The organism is Pseudomonas sp. 28 E 9, from assembly GCF_900004785.1.
Taxonomy (GTDB): domain Bacteria; phylum Pseudomonadota; class Gammaproteobacteria; order Pseudomonadales; family Pseudomonadaceae; genus Aquipseudomonas; species Aquipseudomonas orientalis_A.
Genome location: NZ_CVTK01000040.1, coordinates 464973 through 484738 on the forward strand (window position 1 = coordinate 464973; position 19766 = coordinate 484738).

General features: G+C 63.4%; 13 protein-coding genes and 1 pseudogene. All 14 read left to right on the top strand.

Annotated elements, in window-relative coordinates; genetic code table 11:
• Positions 1 to 517 precede the first annotated feature (517 nt).
• Complete coding sequence (gene glgA, locus BFQ00_RS09660) at positions 518 to 2074, top strand: glycogen synthase GlgA (protein WP_065933330.1); 1557 nt, start codon at positions 518 to 520, stop codon at positions 2072 to 2074.
• A gap of 19 nt (positions 2075 to 2093) precedes the next feature.
• Positions 2094 to 3842, top strand: a complete 1749-nt coding sequence (treZ, locus tag BFQ00_RS09665; protein ID WP_065933331.1) for a malto-oligosyltrehalose trehalohydrolase — start codon at positions 2094 to 2096, stop codon at positions 3840 to 3842.
• Positions 3839 to 5923, top strand: a complete 2085-nt coding sequence (gene malQ / locus BFQ00_RS09670; protein WP_065933332.1) for a 4-alpha-glucanotransferase — start codon at positions 3839 to 3841, stop codon at positions 5921 to 5923. The genes treZ and malQ overlap by 4 nt, the downstream gene beginning before the upstream one ends.
• On the top strand, positions 5920 to 8670 hold the full coding sequence (locus tag BFQ00_RS09675; RefSeq protein ID WP_065933333.1) for a malto-oligosyltrehalose synthase: 2751 nt from the start codon (positions 5920 to 5922) through the stop codon (positions 8668 to 8670). Before malQ ends, BFQ00_RS09675 begins: the two co-directional genes overlap by 4 nt.
• A gap of 21 nt (positions 8671 to 8691) precedes the next feature.
• Positions 8692 to 8952: a DUF2934 domain-containing protein gene (locus BFQ00_RS09680; protein ID WP_065885546.1), complete on the top strand. Its 261-nt coding sequence runs from the start codon at positions 8692 to 8694 to the stop codon at positions 8950 to 8952.
• Positions 8953 to 9081: 129 nt separating this feature from the next.
• Entirely contained in the window at positions 9082 to 11241 is a 2160-nt protein-coding gene (gene glgX / locus BFQ00_RS09685) for a glycogen debranching protein GlgX (protein WP_065893245.1), read from the top strand.
• A 1-nt stretch (position 11242) separates the two neighbouring features.
• A complete protein-coding gene (locus BFQ00_RS09690) occupies positions 11243 to 12241 on the top strand; it encodes an acyl-CoA dehydrogenase family protein (RefSeq protein WP_065933334.1) in 999 nt (332 codons plus the stop codon).
• On the top strand, positions 12238 to 12996 hold the full coding sequence (locus BFQ00_RS09695) for a PIG-L deacetylase family protein (protein ID WP_065933335.1): 759 nt from the start codon (positions 12238 to 12240) through the stop codon (positions 12994 to 12996). The genes BFQ00_RS09690 and BFQ00_RS09695 overlap by 4 nt, the downstream gene beginning before the upstream one ends.
• Positions 12993 to 13592: an SAM-dependent methyltransferase gene (locus tag BFQ00_RS09700; RefSeq protein ID WP_065886667.1), complete on the top strand. Its 600-nt coding sequence runs from the start codon at positions 12993 to 12995 to the stop codon at positions 13590 to 13592. The genes BFQ00_RS09695 and BFQ00_RS09700 overlap by 4 nt, the downstream gene beginning before the upstream one ends.
• Positions 13589 to 14248, top strand: coding sequence for a glycosyltransferase (locus tag BFQ00_RS09705; RefSeq protein ID WP_065933336.1), 660 nt, complete (start codon positions 13589 to 13591; stop codon positions 14246 to 14248). The genes BFQ00_RS09700 and BFQ00_RS09705 overlap by 4 nt, the downstream gene beginning before the upstream one ends.
• Before the next feature lie 140 nt (positions 14249 to 14388).
• The gene (locus tag BFQ00_RS09710; protein WP_065933337.1) at positions 14389 to 15150 is read left to right on the top strand and encodes a PIG-L deacetylase family protein; all 762 of its coding nucleotides are present in this window, start codon (positions 14389 to 14391) and stop codon (positions 15148 to 15150) included.
• Positions 15151 to 15309: 159 nt separating this feature from the next.
• A complete protein-coding gene (locus BFQ00_RS09715; RefSeq protein WP_065933338.1) occupies positions 15310 to 17466 on the top strand; it encodes a TonB-dependent siderophore receptor in 2157 nt (718 codons plus the stop codon).
• Positions 17467 to 17638: 172 nt separating this feature from the next.
• Positions 17639 to 19132, top strand: a complete 1494-nt coding sequence (locus BFQ00_RS09720) for a methyl-accepting chemotaxis protein (protein ID WP_065933339.1) — start codon at positions 17639 to 17641, stop codon at positions 19130 to 19132.
• Positions 19133 to 19249: 117 nt separating this feature from the next.
• Positions 19250 to 19561 (top strand): annotated as a pseudogene (locus BFQ00_RS09725) (LysR substrate-binding domain-containing protein); the annotation flags it as partial.
• Positions 19562 to 19766 lie beyond the last annotated feature (205 nt).

Below are 19766 nucleotides of genomic sequence, written 5' to 3' on the forward strand. Positions count from 1 at the left end.
GCTTACTTTTGCGCTTTTCAAAAGTGAGCCGCTGTAAAAGCGGAACCATTAGCAGCCGTTACCGCAGAAACGGATATGTACTCGGTCCAATCCAGCATCCCGGCCAGCCCAGAGGCCGCCATCGGGGGCAAGCCCCCTCCCACATTTGGATCGGGACCAACACAAAATGCCGGCCGGCTCCCCCCGGCATAAGGTTAAAAGTTTTTTGTCCTACAAAAATCCCCTCTAAACCCGGCAGACGCTGGGATCTGGCCTAGACTCATGACCGATGGGTCCCTTCCAAAACAAAAACCCCGCAAAAAAACTAAACTTTTCAACTCGGCCCTTGGTCAAGTTTTAAGGCAAGGCGAGCACTCCGCGATTCACGCTACATGCCCGTCCATCCAATCTTTTCAGTTAATTGTGCAACTGGCATACGCCTTGCCAGATTGTCGTGCGCTTGTGCGCTTGGCCGCAGGAAGCGGTCATCGAGCTAATGGCAGCGGGCCATTAGCTAACCAACACGTTGGAGAGAACTATGATCAGTGCCGCAGCAAGTATTCAGGGAGAGCGTGTTAGTCAGCCAGTTGGCGGGTCGAGCTCTTTGGTCGTCGACCTCAACACGGTGCGGCCGGTGTCCAGTCATAACCCCAACCGAAAGAAGGTGCTGTTTGTCACGTCCGAGTTTGCCGACCTGGTGAAAACCGGCGGCCTGGGCGATGTGTCGGCGGCCCTGCCCCGCGCCATGGCTCACTTGCACGATGTGCGTGTGCTGATCCCCGGTTACCCGCAAGTGATGGAAAGCGACAACCCTATTCATATCATCGGCGAGCTGGGTGGCCACGCCGCGCTGCCGCCGTGCAAGATCGGGCGCATGGACCTCAAGGATGGCCTGGTCATCTACGTGCTGATCTGCCCCGAGCTGTATGAGCGCGAAGGCACACCCTACGGCGCCAACAATGGCCGCGACTGGCCGGACAATCACATTCGCTTCGCCCGCCTGGGCCTGGCCGCCGCCGACATGGCCGCCAACCTGGCACAGATCCACTGGTGCCCGGACCTGGTGCACGCCCACGACTGGCCCGCCGGCCTGGCCCCGGCCTATATGCACTGGCGTGGTTCACGCACGCCGACCCTGTTCACCATTCATAACCTCGCCTATCAGGGCGTGGTGAGCCTGGGTTGCACCCCCGAACTGGGCATTCCGCCCCATGCCCTGCAACAGGAAGGCATGGAGTTCTACGGCAAGATGTCGTTTCTCAAGGCCGGCATGGCGTATTCCAGCCATATCACCACGGTCAGCGCCACCTACGCCCAGGAAATCACCACGCCGGAATTCGGCTGCGGCCTGGACGGCTTCCTCGCCAGCAAGACCCAGCAGGGCCTGCTCAGCGGGATTCCCAACGGGATCGACGAAAGCTGGGAAACCTCCACCGACACCCACCTGACCCACAACTTCAATATCGGCGACTGGGAAGGCAAGGCCATCAACGCTGCCCACGTGCGCGAACTGTTCGGCCTGCACGATTCCACCGGCCCGTTGTTTGCCGTGGTCTCGCGCCTGGTCTACCAGAAAGGCCTGGACCTGACCGAAGCAGTCGCCAGCTTCATCGTCGAAAACGGTGGCCAGATCGCGATCATCGGGCGCGGCGAGCCGGAAGAAGAACAAGCCATGCGCGAACTGGCGCTGCGCTTCCCGGGCCAGGTCGGCGTGCGCATCGGCTTCAACGAAACCGACGCCCGCCGCATGTTCGCCGGCAGCGACTTCCTGCTGATGCCTTCGCGGTATGAGCCCTGCGGCCTGAGCCAGATGTATGCGCAGCGTTTCGGCTCGTTGCCGGTGGCGCGCAATACCGGTGGCCTGGCCGACACCATTGAAGACGGCGTGACCGGTTTTCTGTTCAACGAATCCACCGTCGACAGCTACAAGGCTGCCCTGGAGCGCGCATTCAAAGTGTTCTCCTTCCCCGGCCTGCTCAACGCCATGCGCAGCCGCGCCATGACCCAACCGTTCAACTGGTCGCAGGCGGTGGAACCCTACGCCGAGCTGTACGAACAACTGGTGGTTAAAGCACTGGGGAAATCGACTAAATAATCAAGAGAGGTCTTCATAGATGCCGTTACGGACTTTGGAAACCTGGCCCCACGGCGCACTGATGCTGGACGCGCAACACACGCGTTTCGCCTTGTGGGCGCCAGACGCGTTTTATGTCAGCGTTGAATTGCAGGAAGGGAAATCCATCGCCATGCTGCCCCAGGCAGATGGCTGGTTTGAAGTCGAGACAGCCTGCCCTGCCGGCACGCTTTATCGCTTCAATATCGACGGGGAACGGGATGTTCCGGACCCCGCCTCCAGGGCCCAGGCCCTGGACGTGCACGGTTGGAGCCGCGTGGTCGACCCGCTCGCCTACCAATGGCGGCACAGCGAGTGGCAAGGCCGCCCGTGGCACGAGGCGGTCATCTACGAACTGCATGTCGGCGCGATGGGCGGTTACGCCGAAGTGGAGAAACACCTGCCGCGCCTGGCCGAGCTGGGCGTGACCGCCATCGAACTGATGCCCCTCGCGCAATTTCCCGGTGAACGCAACTGGGGTTACGACGGGGTACTGCCCTACGCACCGCACGCCACCTACGGCTCCCCCGAACAACTCAAGCACCTGATCGACAGCGCCCACGAGCACGGCCTGGCGGTGATCCTTGACGTGGTCTACAACCACTTCGGTCCCGATGGCAACTACCTGGGCCAATACGCCAAAGGCTTCTTCCAGGAAGACGTGCACACACCGTGGGGCGCGGGGATCGATTTCGAACGCCGCGAAGTGCGGGATTTCTTCCTCGATAACGCCCTGATGTGGCTGCTGGAATACCGCTTCGACGGCCTGCGCCTGGACGCCGTGCACGCCATCGACAACCCCGGCTTTCTCCAGGAGTTGGCGCAGCGCGTGCGCCAGCAGGTCGATAGCGGGCGCCATGTGTGGCTGATGCTGGAAAACGAGCTCAACCAGGCCGGCCTGCTCAAACATGATTTCAACGCACAATGGAACGACGACTTCCATAACGTGCTGCACGTATTGCTCACCGGCGAAACCGACGCCTACTACAGCGACTTCGCCGAGCAGCCCACGGCCAAACTGGCGCGGTGCCTGGGCGAAGGCTTTATCTATCAAGGCCAGACCACCCGCCACGGCCATGCACGCGGCGAACCCAGCGGCGAGCTGCCTCCCACGGCGTTCGTGGCGTTTCTGCAGAACCACGACCAGATCGGCAATCGGGCCCTGGGCGAACGCCTGCACCAGTTGTGCCCGCCGCAAGCATTGAAGGCGGCGACCGCTTTGTTGCTGCTGTCGCCGATGATCCCGCTGATGTTCATGGGCGATGAAGTCAATGCTGCCGAGCCTTTCCTGTTCTTCACCGACCATCATGGCGAGCTGGCGGAGGCCGTGCGTGAAGGCCGACGCAACGAGTTCGCCGATTTCGCCGCGTTTCATGACCCCGAGCAGCGCGAACGTATCCCCGATCCCAACGCCTTGACGACCTTCCTGCAATCCAGGCCAACCCTGGCGGAAAACGAGCATGCCCAGCTCTATCGCCACTTGCTGAGTCTGCGCCATCGACACGTGGTGCCTCATCTGCCTGGCAGCGTGGCCCTCGGCGCGCAGGTGCTGGCTGACAGCGCCGTCAGCGCGCGCTGGCGCCTGGGCAATGGCAGCGTGTTGCAAATCGACCTGAACCTGAGCAGCGAGCCCGTCGATCAGCAGGCTGCGTCCCATGTGATTTTTCAAACGCCTGCCGAGTCTGCGGCGGCGCAGTTGCCGCCCTTCAGTGCACGCGTGTCCTTATTCCCTGCTGGAGAACAGTCTTGAGCGATGCGAACCTGGAAATACTCGCCAGCCGCGCGGGCCTGGCCGTCGATTGGATCGATGCCAACGGTCGCCCGCAACATGTGAAACCCGACGCCCTGCGCGCGGTGCTTAAGGGGCTGGGTCACCCGGCCGATACCGAGGCCGACATCGAGGCCAGCCTGCAGGCGTTGGAACAGGTACAGCAGGATAAGCATCTGCCCCCGCTGATCACCGTCGACAGCGGAGAAGGCCTGGACCTCGCACGTTTCTTTGCACCGGACACGCCGTGCCGCGTGCAGTTGGAAAATGGCGAAAGCCTGGAGCTGCGTCTTGATAGTGATGCCGTGCTGCCCGGCGTGGTCGCCCTTGGCTACCATCAGGCGCATATCGACGGCCAGACCTTTACCCTCGCGGTCGCCCCCGCGCAGTGCTACAGCGTGGCCGAAGCGGTGCAAAACGATCCCGCCCGCGCCTGGGGCCTCAGCGCGCAGCTCTACTCGTTGCGCCGCCTTGGCGACGGCGGTTTCGGCGACACCCTGGCCCTTGAGCACCTGGCGCGCTCGGCCGCCGAACGCGGGGCCGACGCCCTGGCGATCAGCCCGATGCACGCCATGTTCAGCGCCGACACCGAGCGCTACAGTCCCTACTCGCCTTCCAGCCGGCTGTTTCTCAACAGCCTGTATGCCTCGCCCGGGTGCATCCTGGGCGAACGCGAAGTGCGCAATGCCATCGAGGCCACGGGCCTGGCCGATGAGCTGCACGATCTGGAACAGCTGACCCTGATCGACTGGCCTGCCGCCGCCAAGGCCAAGCAGCGCCTGTTGCGCGCCCTGTATGACGATTTCCGCCACGGCCATCATCCGCAGCATGCCGATTTCCAGAGTTTCCGCCAGGCCGGCGGCGAAGCCCTGGAAAACCACTGCCGTTTCGAAGCGGTGCAGGCATTGCGCGCCGCCGCCGGGGAAGACCTCGACTGGCGTCACTGGCCGCAGGACTGGCGCACGCCGCAAAGCCCGGCCCTGGCGCAGTTTGCCGAGGAGCACCGTGATGAAATCGGCTATTTCGCGTTTACCCAGTGGCTGATCGCGCGCAGTTTGCAGCGCGCGCAACAGGCCGCGCGCGGCAGCGGCATGGGCATCGGCCTGATCGCCGACCTGGCGGTGGGAGCGGACGGCGGTGGCAGCCAGGCGTGGAGTCGCCAGGACGAATTGCTCGCCGACCTCACCGTCGGCGCGCCACCGGACATTCTCAACCGTGCAGGCCAGGGCTGGGGCATTTCCGCGTTCTCGCCGGAGGGGCTCAAGAGTCACGGTTTCCGTGCCTTTATTGAAATGCTGCGGGCTAATTTCGCCCACGCGGGCGGCCTGCGCATCGACCATGTGATGGGCCTGCAACGCCTGTGGGTCATCCCGAACGGGGCTTCACCGCGCGAAGGCGCCTACCTGTACTACCCGGTGGACGACATGCTGCGGCTGCTGGCCCTCGAATCCCATCGTCACCAGGCCATTGTCCTCGGTGAGGACCTCGGCACCGTGCCCGACGGCCTGCGCGAAAAACTCAGCAGCCGCTCGATCCTCGGCATGCGCGTGTTGCTGTTCGAGCAAAACCATGATGGGCAGTTCAGGCCCATCCTCGACTGGCCCGACAACGCCCTGGCCACCACCAGCACTCACGACTTGCCGACGCTCAACGGCTGGTGGCACAGCCGCGACATCGAATGGAATATCGAGCTGGGCCTCATCGACGCGCCGACCGTGGATCAATGGAGCGAACACCGCCTGCGCGAACGCCAGGCACTGCGCCAGGCCCTGAGCCAGGACCCGCAGAACTTCGTCGATGAGATCCGCAACGACACCGACCATATGATCGATGCCAGTGTGCGCTACCTCGCCCACACCCGTGCGCCGCTGGTGCTGCTGCCCCTGGAGGATGCGCTGGGCATGGAAGAACAACCCAACCTGCCCGGCACCACCGACACCCACCCCAATTGGCGCCGCCGCCTGCCCGGCGAAGCGTCCAGCCTGCTCGACAATGCCGGCGCCGCGCGCCGCCTCGAGCTGCTGGCCGTTGCGCGTAACCAAGCCTATGAGCGTGACCGATGAAAGCACTGCCCCTGCGCGCCACTCAGCGCCTGCAATTTCATAAAGGCTTCACCCTGGATGATGCGGTGCCGTTGGTGCCGTATTTCGCCCGACTGGGCATCAGTCACCTGTATGCCTCGCCCCTTCTCAAGGCGCGGGCCGGTTCGATGCATGGCTATGACGTGGTCGACCCTGCGTGTGTCAACCCGGAACTGGGCGGTGAGGCCGCGCTGCAGCGCCTGGTCGCTGCGTTGCGCGAACACGACATGGGCTTGATCCTCGACATCGTTTCCAACCATATGGCCGTGGGCGGCGCCGACAACCCCTGGTGGCTCGACCTGCTGGAATGGGGACGTTTGAGCCCCTACAGCGAATTTTTCGATATTCAGTGGCACTCACCCGACCCTCTGCTCAAGGGCCAACTGCTGATGCCGTTCCTTGGCAGCGATTACGGCGAAGCGTTGCAAAGCGGCAGCCTGGTGCTGAAATTCGAGGCGGCGCACGGGGCCTTTTACGTTGAGCACTACGAACATCGCTTCCCGATCTGTCCGCGGGACTACGCGCTGATCCTGGGCAACGACGAACCGCTCAAGCCGCTGGCCGAACGCTTTGCCGCGCTGGCGTACCAGGACGACGCCTACGCCGAAGCCGGCTGGCTGAAACAGGCACTGGCCGAGCGGGCCAGCGAGGTATTGCCCGCCATCGAACAGCGCCTCGCCGCGTTCGACGGGCGCACGCCTGAGGGTTTCGCGCGCCTGCACCGGCTGCTGGAAGAACAGACCTACCGCCTCGCCAGCTGGCGCACGGCGGCGGACGACATCAATTGGCGGCGCTTCTTCGACGTCAACGAACTGGGCGGCCTGCGCGTGGAGCGCACGGCAGTGTTCGAAGCCACCCACGGCAAGATTTTCGAGTTGATCAGCGCAGGCCTGATCGATGGCCTGCGCATCGACCATATCGACGGCCTGGCCGATCCACGGGGTTATTGCCGCAAGCTGCGGCGCCGGGTGGATGCATTGTCGCCGCAGCGGCATTTGCCGATCTTCGTGGAGAAAATCCTCGGTGAAGGCGAAACCCTGCGCGAAGACTGGCAAGTGGACGGCACCACCGGCTACGAATTCATGAACCAACTGTCATTGATGCAGCATCACCCGGACGGCTTCGCGCCGCTGGCCGAGTTGTGGTCGCGCCACAGCGAACGGCCGTCGGCGTTTATCGAAGAGGCGCGGCTGGCCCGCCAGCAAATCCTCAACGGTTCGTTGGGCGGCGACTTCGAAAGCGTCGCCCAGGCGCTGCTGCAAGTGGCCCGCGACGACGTGATGACCCGCGACCTGACCCTGGGCGCGATCCGCCGGGCGTTGCAGGAACTGATCGTGCATTTTCCGGTGTACCGCACCTATATCAGTGCTCGCGGGCGCAGCGCAGCCGACGACAAGGTCTTCCAACAGGCCATGGAGGGCGCGCGCAGTACCCTGAAAGAAGGCGACTGGCCGGTGCTCGATCACCTGGAGAAATGGCTGGGTGGTCAACCGTGGCGCAATCGCCCGCTGGGCCGCGAGCGCAAGATGCTCAAGCATGCCTGTGTGCGCTTCCAGCAATTGACCTCGCCTGCCGCAGCCAAGGCTGTGGAAGACACGGCGTTCTATCGTTCGGCCGTGTTGCTGTCGCGTAACGACGTGGGTTTCAGCACCGAGCAGTTCAGCGCGCCGTTGGCCGATTTTCATGGGGCGAACCAGCAGCGCTTGAAGACGTTCCCGCATAACTTGCTGGCCACCGCCACCCACGACCATAAACGTGGCGAAGATACCCGCGCGCGCCTGGCGGTGCTGAGTGAATGCGCGCCCTGGTATGCCGAGCAAGTTGATCACTGGCGCAGCCTGGCCGCGCCGTTGCGCGAGACGGCCGACAGCCCCTCGGCGGGCGACGAACTGATCCTTTATCAAGTGCTGCTCGGCAGTTGGCCGCTGGAGCCGAACCCCGACCTTGAGGCGTATCAACAACGCCTCTGGCAGTGGCAACAGAAAGCGCTGCGCGAAGCCAAGCTGCAAAGCAGCTGGAGCGCGCCGAACGAAGCGTACGAGCGCGGCGTCGAGACGTTCCTGCAAGGTGTATTGCTCAGTGAAACCGGCAAGCCCTTGCGTGACGCACTTGCCGCCGCCGCCCAGGCCATCGCCCCCGCCGGCGCCTTGAATGGGCTGGCGCAGACTTTGCTTCATCTGAGCGTGCCCGGTGTACCGGACGTGTACCAGGGCGATGAGTTCTGGGACTTCAGTCTGGTCGACCCGGACAACCGACGTCCGGTGGACTTCCAGACGCGGCAACGCGCACTGGATAACCCGGCGGACATCGGTGAACTGCTGTCCAGCTGGCGCGACGGGCGTATCAAGCAAGCGGTGATCGCGCAGGTACTGGCCTTGCGCAAGGCCAACGTCGAGCTGTTCAGCGACGGCGCCTACACCGCCCTGGAGGTGGTTGGCCCACAGGCCGATCATGTCGTTGCGTTTTGCCGAGAACTGCAGGGCAGACACGTGTTGGTGGTGGTGCCACGCTGGCCCCGGCGCCTGCTCGAAAATGCGCTGCAACCCCTGATTCCTGCCCGGATTTGGGGCGATACGCGGGTGAAATTACCGTTCGCCGCCACAACACAAAACTGGAAGGGACTTTTTCAAACAAGCGCAGTCACACCAGACAAGGAGCTGTTGATCAGCGCTGCCCTGGGGGATTTCCCGGTCAATGTCTTTATCAATGCCGATATTCAAGAAAGCTGAACATTTTCTGAGGAGTGTGTGATGAGTAATGAAGACAAACGCATCCGCGAACTGGCCCATCAGATCTGGGAGTCCGAAGGCAAACCCCACGGTGAAGATGCTCGTCACTGGGAAATGGCGCGCAAGCTGGCCGAAGCCGAGGCATTGACGCCAAGCAAGCCCAAGCCGGCCGCCAAGCCCAAGACCGCGCCCAAGCCTGCACCCAAAGCCAAGCCTGCGGCGCCTGCCGCCGCCAAGCCTGCGCCAAAGAAGCCCGCAGCACCGAAAAAGCCCAAACCCTAAGCTTATCGATCGCCGCGCCCCCTGAGCGCATGGCCGTCAGGGGGCCTTTATCTATCTACGTCATACGCTGAATAACTGTCAGTACGGCCGCGTTCGGCCCGAAAAAAGAACCCTTGCAGGAGCAACACCATGAGCCAACCCGATAAAGCCTCAACCACGCCGGACCATGAGCCGTCGCGGATTCGTGAAGGCCTGCCCTTCCCGCTTGGCGCCACCTGGGACGGCCTGGGCGTCAACTTTGCGCTGTTTTCCGCCAACGCCACCAAGGTCGAGCTGTGCCTGTTCGACGATGCCGGTGAAGTGGAACTGGAACGCATCGAGCTGCCCGAATACACCGACGAGATCTTCCACGGCTACCTGCCCGACGCCCACCCCGGGCTGATTTACGGCTACCGTGTGTATGGCCCTTACGACCCGGAAAACGGTCATCGCTTCAACCACAACAAATTGCTGATCGACCCCTATGCCAAGCAACTGGTGGGCGAACTCAAATGGTCCGAAGCGCTGTTTGGCTACACCATCGGCCACCCCGACGACGACCTCAGCTTCGACGAGCGCGACAGCGCGCCCTTCGTGCCCAAGTGCAAGGTCATCGACCCGGCGCACACCTGGGGCAATGACCAGCCGGTGCGCGTGCCATGGGACCGTACGATCATCTATGAAACCCACCTGCGCGGCATCAGCATGCGCCATCCTTCGGTCGGCGAATCCGTGCGCGGCACCTGCGCCGGGCTGATGGAAGATGACGTGCTCAAGCATATCCGCCAGTTGGGGGTGTCTTCGGTCGAGCTGTTGCCCGTGCATGCCTTCGTCAACGACCAGCATCTGCTGGAAAAAGGCATGACCAACTACTGGGGCTACAACAGCATTGCGTTTTTTGCCCCCGACCCGCGCTACCTGGCCAGCGGCAAGATCGCCGAGTTCAAGGAGATGGTCGCGCACCTGCATGAGCAGAAGCTCGAAGTGATCCTCGACGTGGTCTACAACCACACCGCCGAAGGCAACGAGCGCGGCCCTACCCTGTCCATGCGCGGCATCGACAACGCTTCGTACTACCGGCTGATGCCCGACGAAAAGCGCTTCTACATCAATGATTCCGGCACGGGCAACACCCTGGACCTGAGTCACCCCTGCGTGCTGCAGATGGTCACCGACTCCCTGCGCTACTGGGCGACCGAGATGCACGTCGATGGTTTCCGCTTCGACCTGGCCACGATCCTCGGCCGCTATCGCGACGGCTTTGACGAACGTCACAGCTTCCTCGTGGCATGTCGCCAGGACCCTATCCTGCGTCAGCTCAAACTGATCGCCGAACCCTGGGACTGCGGCCCCGGCGGCTATCAAGTGGGCAACTTCCCGCCAGGCTGGGCGGAATGGAACGACCGTTTCCGCGACACCGTGCGCGCCTTCTGGAAAGGCGATGACGGCCAGTTGGCGGACTTCGCCGGGCGCATGACCGCCTCGGGCGAGATGTTCAACCACCGTGGGCGCAGGCCTTACAGCTCGGTGAACTTCATCACCGCCCATGACGGGTTCACCCTGCATGACCTGGTGTCCTACAACGACAAGCACAACGAAGCCAACGACGAGAACAACCAGGACGGCAGCAATAACAACCTGTCGTGGAACCACGGCGCCGAAGGCCCTACCGACGACCCGGAAATCAACGCGCTGCGCCTGCGCCAGATGCGCAACTTCTTCGCCACCCTGCTGCTGGCCCAAGGTACGCCGATGATTGTGGCCGGGGACGAGTTCGCCCGCACCCAGCATGGCAACAACAACGCCTACTGCCAGGACAGCGAGATCGGTTGGGTCAACTGGGACCTGGACGACGACGGCAAGGCGCTGCTCAAGTTCGTCAAGCGCCTGATCAAGCTGCGCCTGGCGTACCCGATCCTGCGCCGTGGGCGCTTCCTGGTCGGTGACTACAACGAAGATATCGGCGTAAAAGACGTCACCTGGCTGGCGCCGGATGGCAATGAAATGACCACCGAGCAGTGGGAAGACAGCCACGGTCGCTGCCTGGGCATGCTGATGGATGGCCGCGCCCAGGAAACCGGGATTCGCCGTGCCGGCGCCGACGCGACGTTGTTGCTGGTGGTCAATGCCCATCACGACATGGTCAATTTCCGTCTGCCACCTGTGCCCCAGGGCGAGTACTGGAATTGCTTGCTCGATACCAATGACCCGGCAGTGCGTGGTCAGGAGCGTTTTGAATTTGAGCACGAGTACGCCGCCACCGGTCGCTCGCTGCTACTGTTTGAACTGCATCACGACGACGAGGTGTGAAATGGCGTTGCACGGATTCCTTTCCGGCTACCGGGGCTATGCCAATACGCAAGCCCTGGGTAATGCCTTAAAGGACCTTCAGGAAGAAGGCCTGGACCAGCTGCCGTTACCCGGCAGCGGCCAGACGCTGGAGCGTTACAGCGGGCTGGCGCAAGTCGCCGGCCATGACCTGCGCTTGTGCAAACTGTTCGAAGGCCACACCGACGCCCTGGCGATCATTGCCGAGCTCGACAGCCCGCTGCCGCCGTTGGGCAGCACCTGGGGGATGTGGGCCGCCGAGCCGCCGAGCGCCAGGGCGCGGGTGCGGCGCGACGGCCAGCGGCTGATCGTCGACGGGCGTAAAGCCTGGTGCTCCGGGGCCTCCGTTGTCTCGCACGGGTTGTTGACCGCGTGGGATGAACAAGATCGTCAGCAGTTGGTTGCCGTGGCGATGGACCAGCCAGGCGTCACCGTCACCGATGAAGGCTGGAATGCGGTGGGCATGGCGGCTACAGGCAGTGTCGAGATCGTCTTCAACGAGGCACGTGGCCTCGCCGTGGGCGGCCCCGGCGACTACCTGGCGCGCCCGGGCTTCTGGCACGGCGGTATCGGCATTGCGGCGTGCTGGTATGGCGCGGCGCAGCGCCTGGCCGAAGTGCTGCGCGAGCAGTGCGCCAAACATCCCGAGCCCCACGCCCTGGCCCACCTGGGCGCGGTGGACAGCGCACTCAACAGTGCGGCCTGCGTGCTGCGCGCCAGCGCCGAGCAGGTCGACCGGGCACCGACCGCCGACGCCCGGCTGCTGGCCCAACAAGTGCGCGCGTGCGTCGAGGAAACTGTCGAGCAGGTGATCCATCATGTCGGGCGTGCCGTGGGGGCCGGGCCTTACTGCAAGGACCCGCACTTCGCCCAATTGATGGCGGACTTGCCGGTGTATGTGCGTCAAAGTCATGCCGAGCGCGACCTGGCCGCCCTGGGCGAACAGGTGGCGGGCGAGCCGTCAGGGAGGTGGCAGTTATGAAACCCAACCCGATTGTTGGCCAGGGCACGCCGCTGCATTATTGGCAAACGTCGTCGCGCCTGGCTGAACTGCCGCATGTCAGCGTCGAGCAGCTGGTACCGCAGGGGCGACGCGCGGTGATCATCGCCCCGCATCCGGACGATGAAGTGCTCGGCAGCGGCGGTTTGCTGCAGGGCCTGGCTGCCCTGGACCGGCCCATTCAGTTGATCTCGGTCACCGACGGCAGCGCCAGCCATCCGGGCTCCGAACTGTGGCCGGTGCATCGTCTGAGCGTGGTGCGCCCGCAGGAATCGGCCCAGGCCCTGCACCGCCTGGGCTTGCCGCTGCACAGTTTGAAGTGGCTGCGCGCCGGGTTTACCGACAGCAAGGTCGCCGAGCGCGAGGAAGAACTGGCCGCCTTCATCCAGCGCTACCTCAAGCCCGACGACGTGGTGTTCGCCACTTGGCGTGAAGACGGGCATTGCGACCATGAGGCGGTCGGCCGCGCCAGCGCGAAAGCCGCCCAGGCAGTGGGCGCGACCCTGTACGAACTGCCGGTGTGGACCTGGCACTGGGCGACTGCCGAAGATGGCATGGTGCCTTGGGACCGGGCGCGCAAGATTCCTTTGACGCCCGAACAGGTGGCGCGCAAACGCCATGCCATCCACGCCTTCGCCAGCCAGTTGGAGGGCGACCCGCAAGTCGGCCTGCCGCCGGTATTGGCGCCCTATGTGGTGGAACGTTTGCTGCAACCTTTTGAAGTGGTGTTCGTGTGAGCGTGACGACCCCTTATTTCGACCGGATGTTCGAAGGCAACGACGATCCCTGGGCGTTTCGTCAACGCTGGTACGAACAGCGCAAACGCGCATTGACCCTGGCCGTCCTGACCCGGGCGCGCTACACCTCGGTGTTCGAGCCCGCCTGCGCCAATGGCGAGTTGAGCGCAGAGCTGGCCGCGCGTTGTGATCGCCTGCTGTGCTGCGATACGGCGAGCGCTGCGGTGGCGCTGGCGAGCAAGCGGCTGGCGGGGTTTTCCAACGTGCAGATAGAGCAGCGCTGTCTGCCCGAACAATGGCCGTCGGGGCAATTCGAGCTCATCGTATTGAGTGAGTTCTGTTACTACCTGGACGCCGCGGATCTTGAGCGCCTGGCCGAGCGCTGCCTCGCCGCCCTGGCGGAGGGCGGCCAACTGCTGGCCTGCCATTGGCGCCCGCGCATCGAAGGTTGCCCGCAAACCGCCGAACAGGTGCATGCGCTGCTTGAGCAACGACTGGGGCTGCACGCGGTGGTACGCCACCATGAAGACGATTTCCTGCTTGACCTGTGGGGCCGGGATGGCGCCTCGGTGGCACGCCTTGAGGGCCTGCGATGATCGGCATCCTGATTCCGGTGCATAACGAAGAAGCGCTGTTGGGCGAATGTCTGAACGCTGCGTCAATCGCCGCCAGCCATCCGGGGTTGCAGGGTGAAGCGGTGCACATCCTGGTCGTGCTCGACAGTTGCAGCGATGCCAGTGCGGCGATTGCCCAGGCGCACGGGGTGCACAGCCTGCCGGTGCAGGCCCGTAATGTCGGACATGCCCGCGGTGCGGGGGCGCGGCATCTGCTGAATCAGGGCGCGCGCTGGATCGCTTGTACCGACGCCGACAGCCGCGTTGCCCCGGACTGGCTGGTGGCGCAACTGGCGCTGGGCTGCGACGCGGTCTGCGGCACCGTGACCGTGGACGCCTGGAGCGAAGGCTTCGACGCGGCGGCGCAGATACGCTATCACCAGGCCTACGAAGCCCGCGACGGGCATCGGCATATCCATGGCGCCAACCTGGGCATCAGCGCCAGCGCCTACTTACAGGCCGGTGGCTTCCAACCGCTGGCCTGCCATGAGGATGTGCAATTGGTGCGCAATCTGGAGCGCTGCGGCGCGTCCATCGCCTGGAGCCATTCCCCCCAGGTGATTACCAGCGCACGCCTGGATTGCCGCGCCCAGGGTGGCTTCGGTGATTACTTGAAGGGCCTGCTGCAGGTTTCGTAAAAATACGACGTTGCGCCCGTTCGTCGTTGTCTATGCTCATACCTTCTCGCACGGCGCTCCAGGATCGGAGCGCCGCGCACTCACCGCAGCGCAGCCTGGGGTGAGCACAAGAGCGTCAACCGACAAGGATGTAGCACCCCATGAGAACCGCCTCGTTAAGCGAGGGCCGTCGCGGCCCCGCGCAAATCTGGAACAGCGCGCCACAGTTGGCGCAGATTCCCTTCATCAGTTTGGCCGGCCTCGTACCGCCGAGTGCCCGCGTGGTGGTGATCGCGCCCCACCCGGGCGATGAAGTGCTGATCTGCGGGGGCCTGCTGCAAATGCTCAGTACCCGCAAAAACCCGTTGAAACTGATCTCTGTCACCGATGGCAGCGCCAGCCACCCCGGCTCCCGGGTCTGGTCGGCCGGGCGCCTGAGTGTGATTCGTCCCCAGGAAAGCGCCGAAGCGCTGCGCCGCCTGGGCATGCCGCTGCACAGCCTGAAATGGATTCGTGGCGGGTTTTGCGACAACGCCCTGGCCAGCCACGAGCAACAGATGAGCCAATTCATCGCCCGTTACCTGATGCCGGATGACGTGGTGTTCACCACTTGGCGCCATGATGGCAACGATGATCACGAAGCCGTCGGCCGTGCCAGCGCCGACGCATGCAATCGGGTCGGCGCGCGGTTGTATGAGCTGCCGATGTGGGCCTGGCACTGGCCCGCACGCGAAGGCTCGGTGATGCCGTGGCAGCGTGCGCGCAAGGTGTGCCTGGACACCTGGAGCGTGGCGCACAAACTCCACGCCTTGCATGCCTATGCCAGCCAGCTCACGGGCGACCCCGCCATCGGCCTGGCGCCGATGCTCGCCCAGGTGTTGCTGGAGCGCATGCGTGAGCCTTACGAAATCGTCCTCACCTAGCGGGGAGGCGGCAAAACGCCACTGCCCCGCGTGTGAAAAATTCGTTAACCGATTCATTCTTGGGGCTTTTTCCTACGGACCCGATCTGCCACACTGATGCGAATAATTATCAACAGATTTATTGTTCGCCACGGACGGCATTCGGGGAGAGTTACGTTCATGTCTGTGCAACACCACGGCGGTAAAGGGTTTTCACCCAGTTTGATAGCAGTGGCTATCTGTCTGACCACCTCTCACGCGGCCTTCGCCGCCGGCGCCGCCACTCAGCCCGCCACCATAGAACTGGGCGCCACAGAGGTTTCCGGCCAACAGCTTGGCGAAACCACCGAGGGCAGCCAGTCGTACACCACCGGCTCCATGAGCACCGCGACCAAGCTGCCGCTGACCCTGCGCGAAACCCCACAGGCCGTCACCGTGATTACCCGTCAGCGCATGGATGACCAGGCGATGACCAGCATCAACGACGTGGTCAATGCCACTCCGGGATTGTTCCTCAACTACTCCAACGGCCCCGGTCGGCAGGCCTACACCGCGCGCGGTTTCAACGTCGACAACCTCATGTACGACGGCATTCCCAGTGGCTATAACGGCGTCAATGTAGGCGCTCAGCCGAACCTGGCGATGTTCGATCGCGTTGAGGTAGTACGCGGCGCTACCGGCCTGGTGACCGGCGCCGGCAACCCAGCGGCGGCCATCAATCTGATTCGCAAGCGGCCCCTGGACGAGCAGAAAGTCACCCTGACCGGCGCTGCCGGCAGCTGGGACAACTACCGTGGCGAGCTCGACGCCTCCAGCCCCCTCAATGACAGCGGCACCTGGCGTGGCCGGGTGGTCACCTCCTACCGCGACGCCAATAGTTTCATCGACAAGGCCGAGCAGGATCACGGTCTGTTCTATGCCGTGACCGAAGCCGACCTGAGCGAGGACACGAGCCTGACCCTCGGCTACTCCAACCAGAAAGACAAGACCAACTACTTCTGGGGCTCGTCGATGATCGGCCTGGATGGGCATCACCTGGACCTGTCGCGTTCCTATAATCCCGGTACCGACTGGGAGAACAAGGATCAGGAGATCAACACCGTATTCGTCGAACTGCGCCAGCAGCTGGCCAACGACTGGAAACTGCAGGTCAACGCCAATTACGCCGAGCAAGATGCGCTGTTCTCCGGCTCCTACCAGTCGCGCTGGGTCGAGAACACCCTGGGCCGCACGGTGTACCAGGCCGCCATGGATGAAAACCAGGCCGGGCTCGACGCCTTTGTCAGCGGCCCGTTCCAGGCATTCGGGCGCACCCATGAGCTGGTGGTGGGCGCCAGCAAGCGCATCTTCGACATGACCACCCACAACTACAGCCCGTACGATCTGAATTGGCCGATCAATGCCGGCAAGCCGAACTTCACCCGCACCAACAACCAGCGTGACGTCACCACCCAGGACGGTGTCTACGTCACCACGCGCCTGAGCCTGGCCGACCCGCTCAAGCTGATCCTCGGCGGGCGCCTGGACTGGTACGACTATGACAACCGCGATGGTGACGGCGACTATAAGGTCACCCGCAACCTCACCCGCTACGCAGGCCTGATCTACGAGCTCAATGACCAGCACTCGGTGTATGCCAGCTACAGCGACATCTTCACGCCGCAAAAAGAAAAGAGCACCGGCGCCACTCCGCTCAAGCCCATTGTCGGCAAAAACTATGAAGTGGGCATCAAGGGCGAATACCTGGGCGGCGCGCTGAATGCCAGCGTGGCGCTGTTCCGTGTCGACCAGGAAAACCGTGCCGTGCAGATCGTTGTGCCGGACTGCCCGCAGGCGTCCTGCTATCAAGCCTCGGGGGAGATCCGCAGCCAGGGTATCGACTTCGAATTGCAGGGCGCCTTGACCGATAACTGGCAGGTCGGCGGTGGCTACACCTACGCGCGTACCCACACGATCAAGGACGCCGCCAACCCGCAGAAGGTCAACAAGCAGTTCGACACCGACACCCCGGAACACCTGTTCAAGGTCACCACCCGCTACAACTTCCAGGGCCCGCTGGAAAAACTTCGCGTGGGCGGCAACGTGTCCTGGCAGAGCCGCATGTATAACGACATCCAGTTGGCGGACGGCAGTACCTATCGGCTCAAGCAAGGCGGCTACGCCGTCACCGACCTGATGGCCGGGTACCGCGTCAACCAGCACCTGGATCTGCAACTCAACGCCAACAATATCTTTGACCGCCACTACTACCAGTCCATCTCCGAGTCCGTCAGCTATGGCGGCGACTCCTACGGCAGCCCGCGCAACATGATGCTGACGGCCAAGTACAGCTTCTGATCGTCGTTGCAACCTCGGCTGCCCGCTCGGGCAGCCGTTCTTAAAGTCTCCCTGCGACGTGCCGATAACCGATTGTCGGACCTTGACGCCACACCCGCCCGGCTCTTTACCGGCCGCGCGCGTGGCACGCCGCGTGCTAGATTCCTGGCCAACCCACATGGAGTAAACGTGAATGCCCCTCCGCACACGCTTTCTGGAGCACTACCGCAAGGCCGACCGCATCATGCTGGCGCTGATCTGGCTGATGTTCCTGTTCTCCCTCGGGCTGGGGTTCTGGCATGACACCTTTACCCAGGCGTTGATCGTCGGTGGCGGCACCGGCGTGGTGCTGACCGCGCTGTATCGCGCCATCGGCGGCACCCGTGTGATGCGCTGCGCACTCGGTGCCGGCCTGATGGTGATGGCCGCCTTGCACATCAACCAGGCGCACGGTGTGATCGAGGCGCACTTTGGTATCTTCGCGCTGCTCGCGGTGTTGACGTTCTACCGTGACTGGCTGCCGATCCTGGTGGCGGCACTGACCATCGCCATGCATCACCTGGTGTTCCACGCCCTGCAGCACCAAGGCTGGCCGGTGTTTGTGATGGAGCATCATGGCGGCTGGACCATGATCTTCGTCCACGCCTTCTATGTGGTGATGGAATCCGTCGCCCTGCTCTACCTCGCCGTGCACAGCCACGCCGAGGCGGTCGAAAGCCAGGAAATGCTGGAAAAAATGCTCGCCGTCACCTCGCAGTTCAGCGAAGAAACGGCCAAGGGTGAGGACAAGGAGCGCGTGTCCCTGGCCAAGCGCTTCGACCACTTCCTGCAGCAGCTCACTCACCTGATCGACGGCGTCGCACGCGATTCCCATGGCCTGGGCCAACTTGGCCAGGAACTGGCCACGGCCAGCGGCACTCTGGAAAAAGGCGCGCGGCATCAACTGGCGCAAATCAATGAAATGACCGGCTCGATGCAGCGCATGGAAGACGCCACGGGTCACATCACCGTGCACGTCGAACAGGCCGTGGAGCACGCCGGCCAGGCCAGCCAGCAGATTGAGCGCGGTCAGCAAAGCGTGGGTCGCGCCCAGCATGAAATCACGCAACTGGCCTCGCGCATCAATGGCACGCAATCGACCGTGCAATCGCTGGCCGTGCAGGCGGAGCAAATCGGCTCGGTGCTGGAGGTGATCAGCAGCATCGCCAACCAGACCAACCTGCTCGCCCTCAACGCCGCCATCGAAGCCGCCCGCGCCGGCGAGCAAGGCCGTGGCTTTGCCGTGGTCGCCGACGAGGTGCGCAGCCTGGCCCAGCGCACCGCCCTCTCCACCCAGGAAATCAGGACCATCATCGAAGGCTTGCAGCAAGGCAGCCGCCAGGCGGTCGAAGCCATGCACGACAGCCGCCAGGGTGTGGAGCGTTGCGTGGAAGACAGCCAGGTGGCCGTCGATATGCTGCGCGCAGTGGGCGAAGACATTGCGCATATCGACCAACTCAATGGCCGCATCGTCACCACCACCCGCGAACAAAGCTCGGCTAACCTGGAAATTGTCGAACGTCTGCAATCGGTGCAGCACATCGCGCAAAACACCGCCGACGACGTGGAAACCCTGGCCCGCAGCAGCGAACGTCTGCCACCGATCGCCGTACGCCTGGATGCGCTGGGGCGCAGGTTTCATCCCTGATTCAATACCCCGAGCGGTCGAGCCATGGCGAGGCTCGACCGCGCTCACAGGCAGCGGATTAATCCATTGTTTTGGTGACCGACTCGCTCACGAAGTCCTGATACGTGCGCAGCGGGCTTCACGCCGACCCATTGGCACCTGGACGGCGGGGAGTCGATTCTGGAACCGATCCCCAGGCTGCAGTTTTCTTCGCTACTGATGGTGCGCGACGCGGCGATCGCCGGTGGTGGCGCGGCCCTAATTCCCCAGTCCATCGCCGGAGCCTCCCTGGCCCGAGGCGAACTGGTGCAATGGGGCACGGTCGCCGGAATCGAGCCGCAGCTTTGGGTATTGCACACCTCCAGGCGCCTGGCCGCACCCAAAGTGCGCGCCTTCGTCGACTTCCTGTGCGCGCAATACCCGGATATGGCACTGGTGCTGCGCGGTTGAACATGCCGGCGCATTCTTGAATTCTTCTCATGACCCCTCGCCGACTCTACACATCTGGCCATAGCTACACACCGCTGTAGCCGGTAACCACGATGCGAAGCGAGTCGCTCCTGATCTTGATCTTGATCTGCTTTTGATCTCAGGCGCCCCGTTAAACCACGCTGGCCGAACGCAGGCTTGAATCCGTGGGCAACCCGGCAGGACG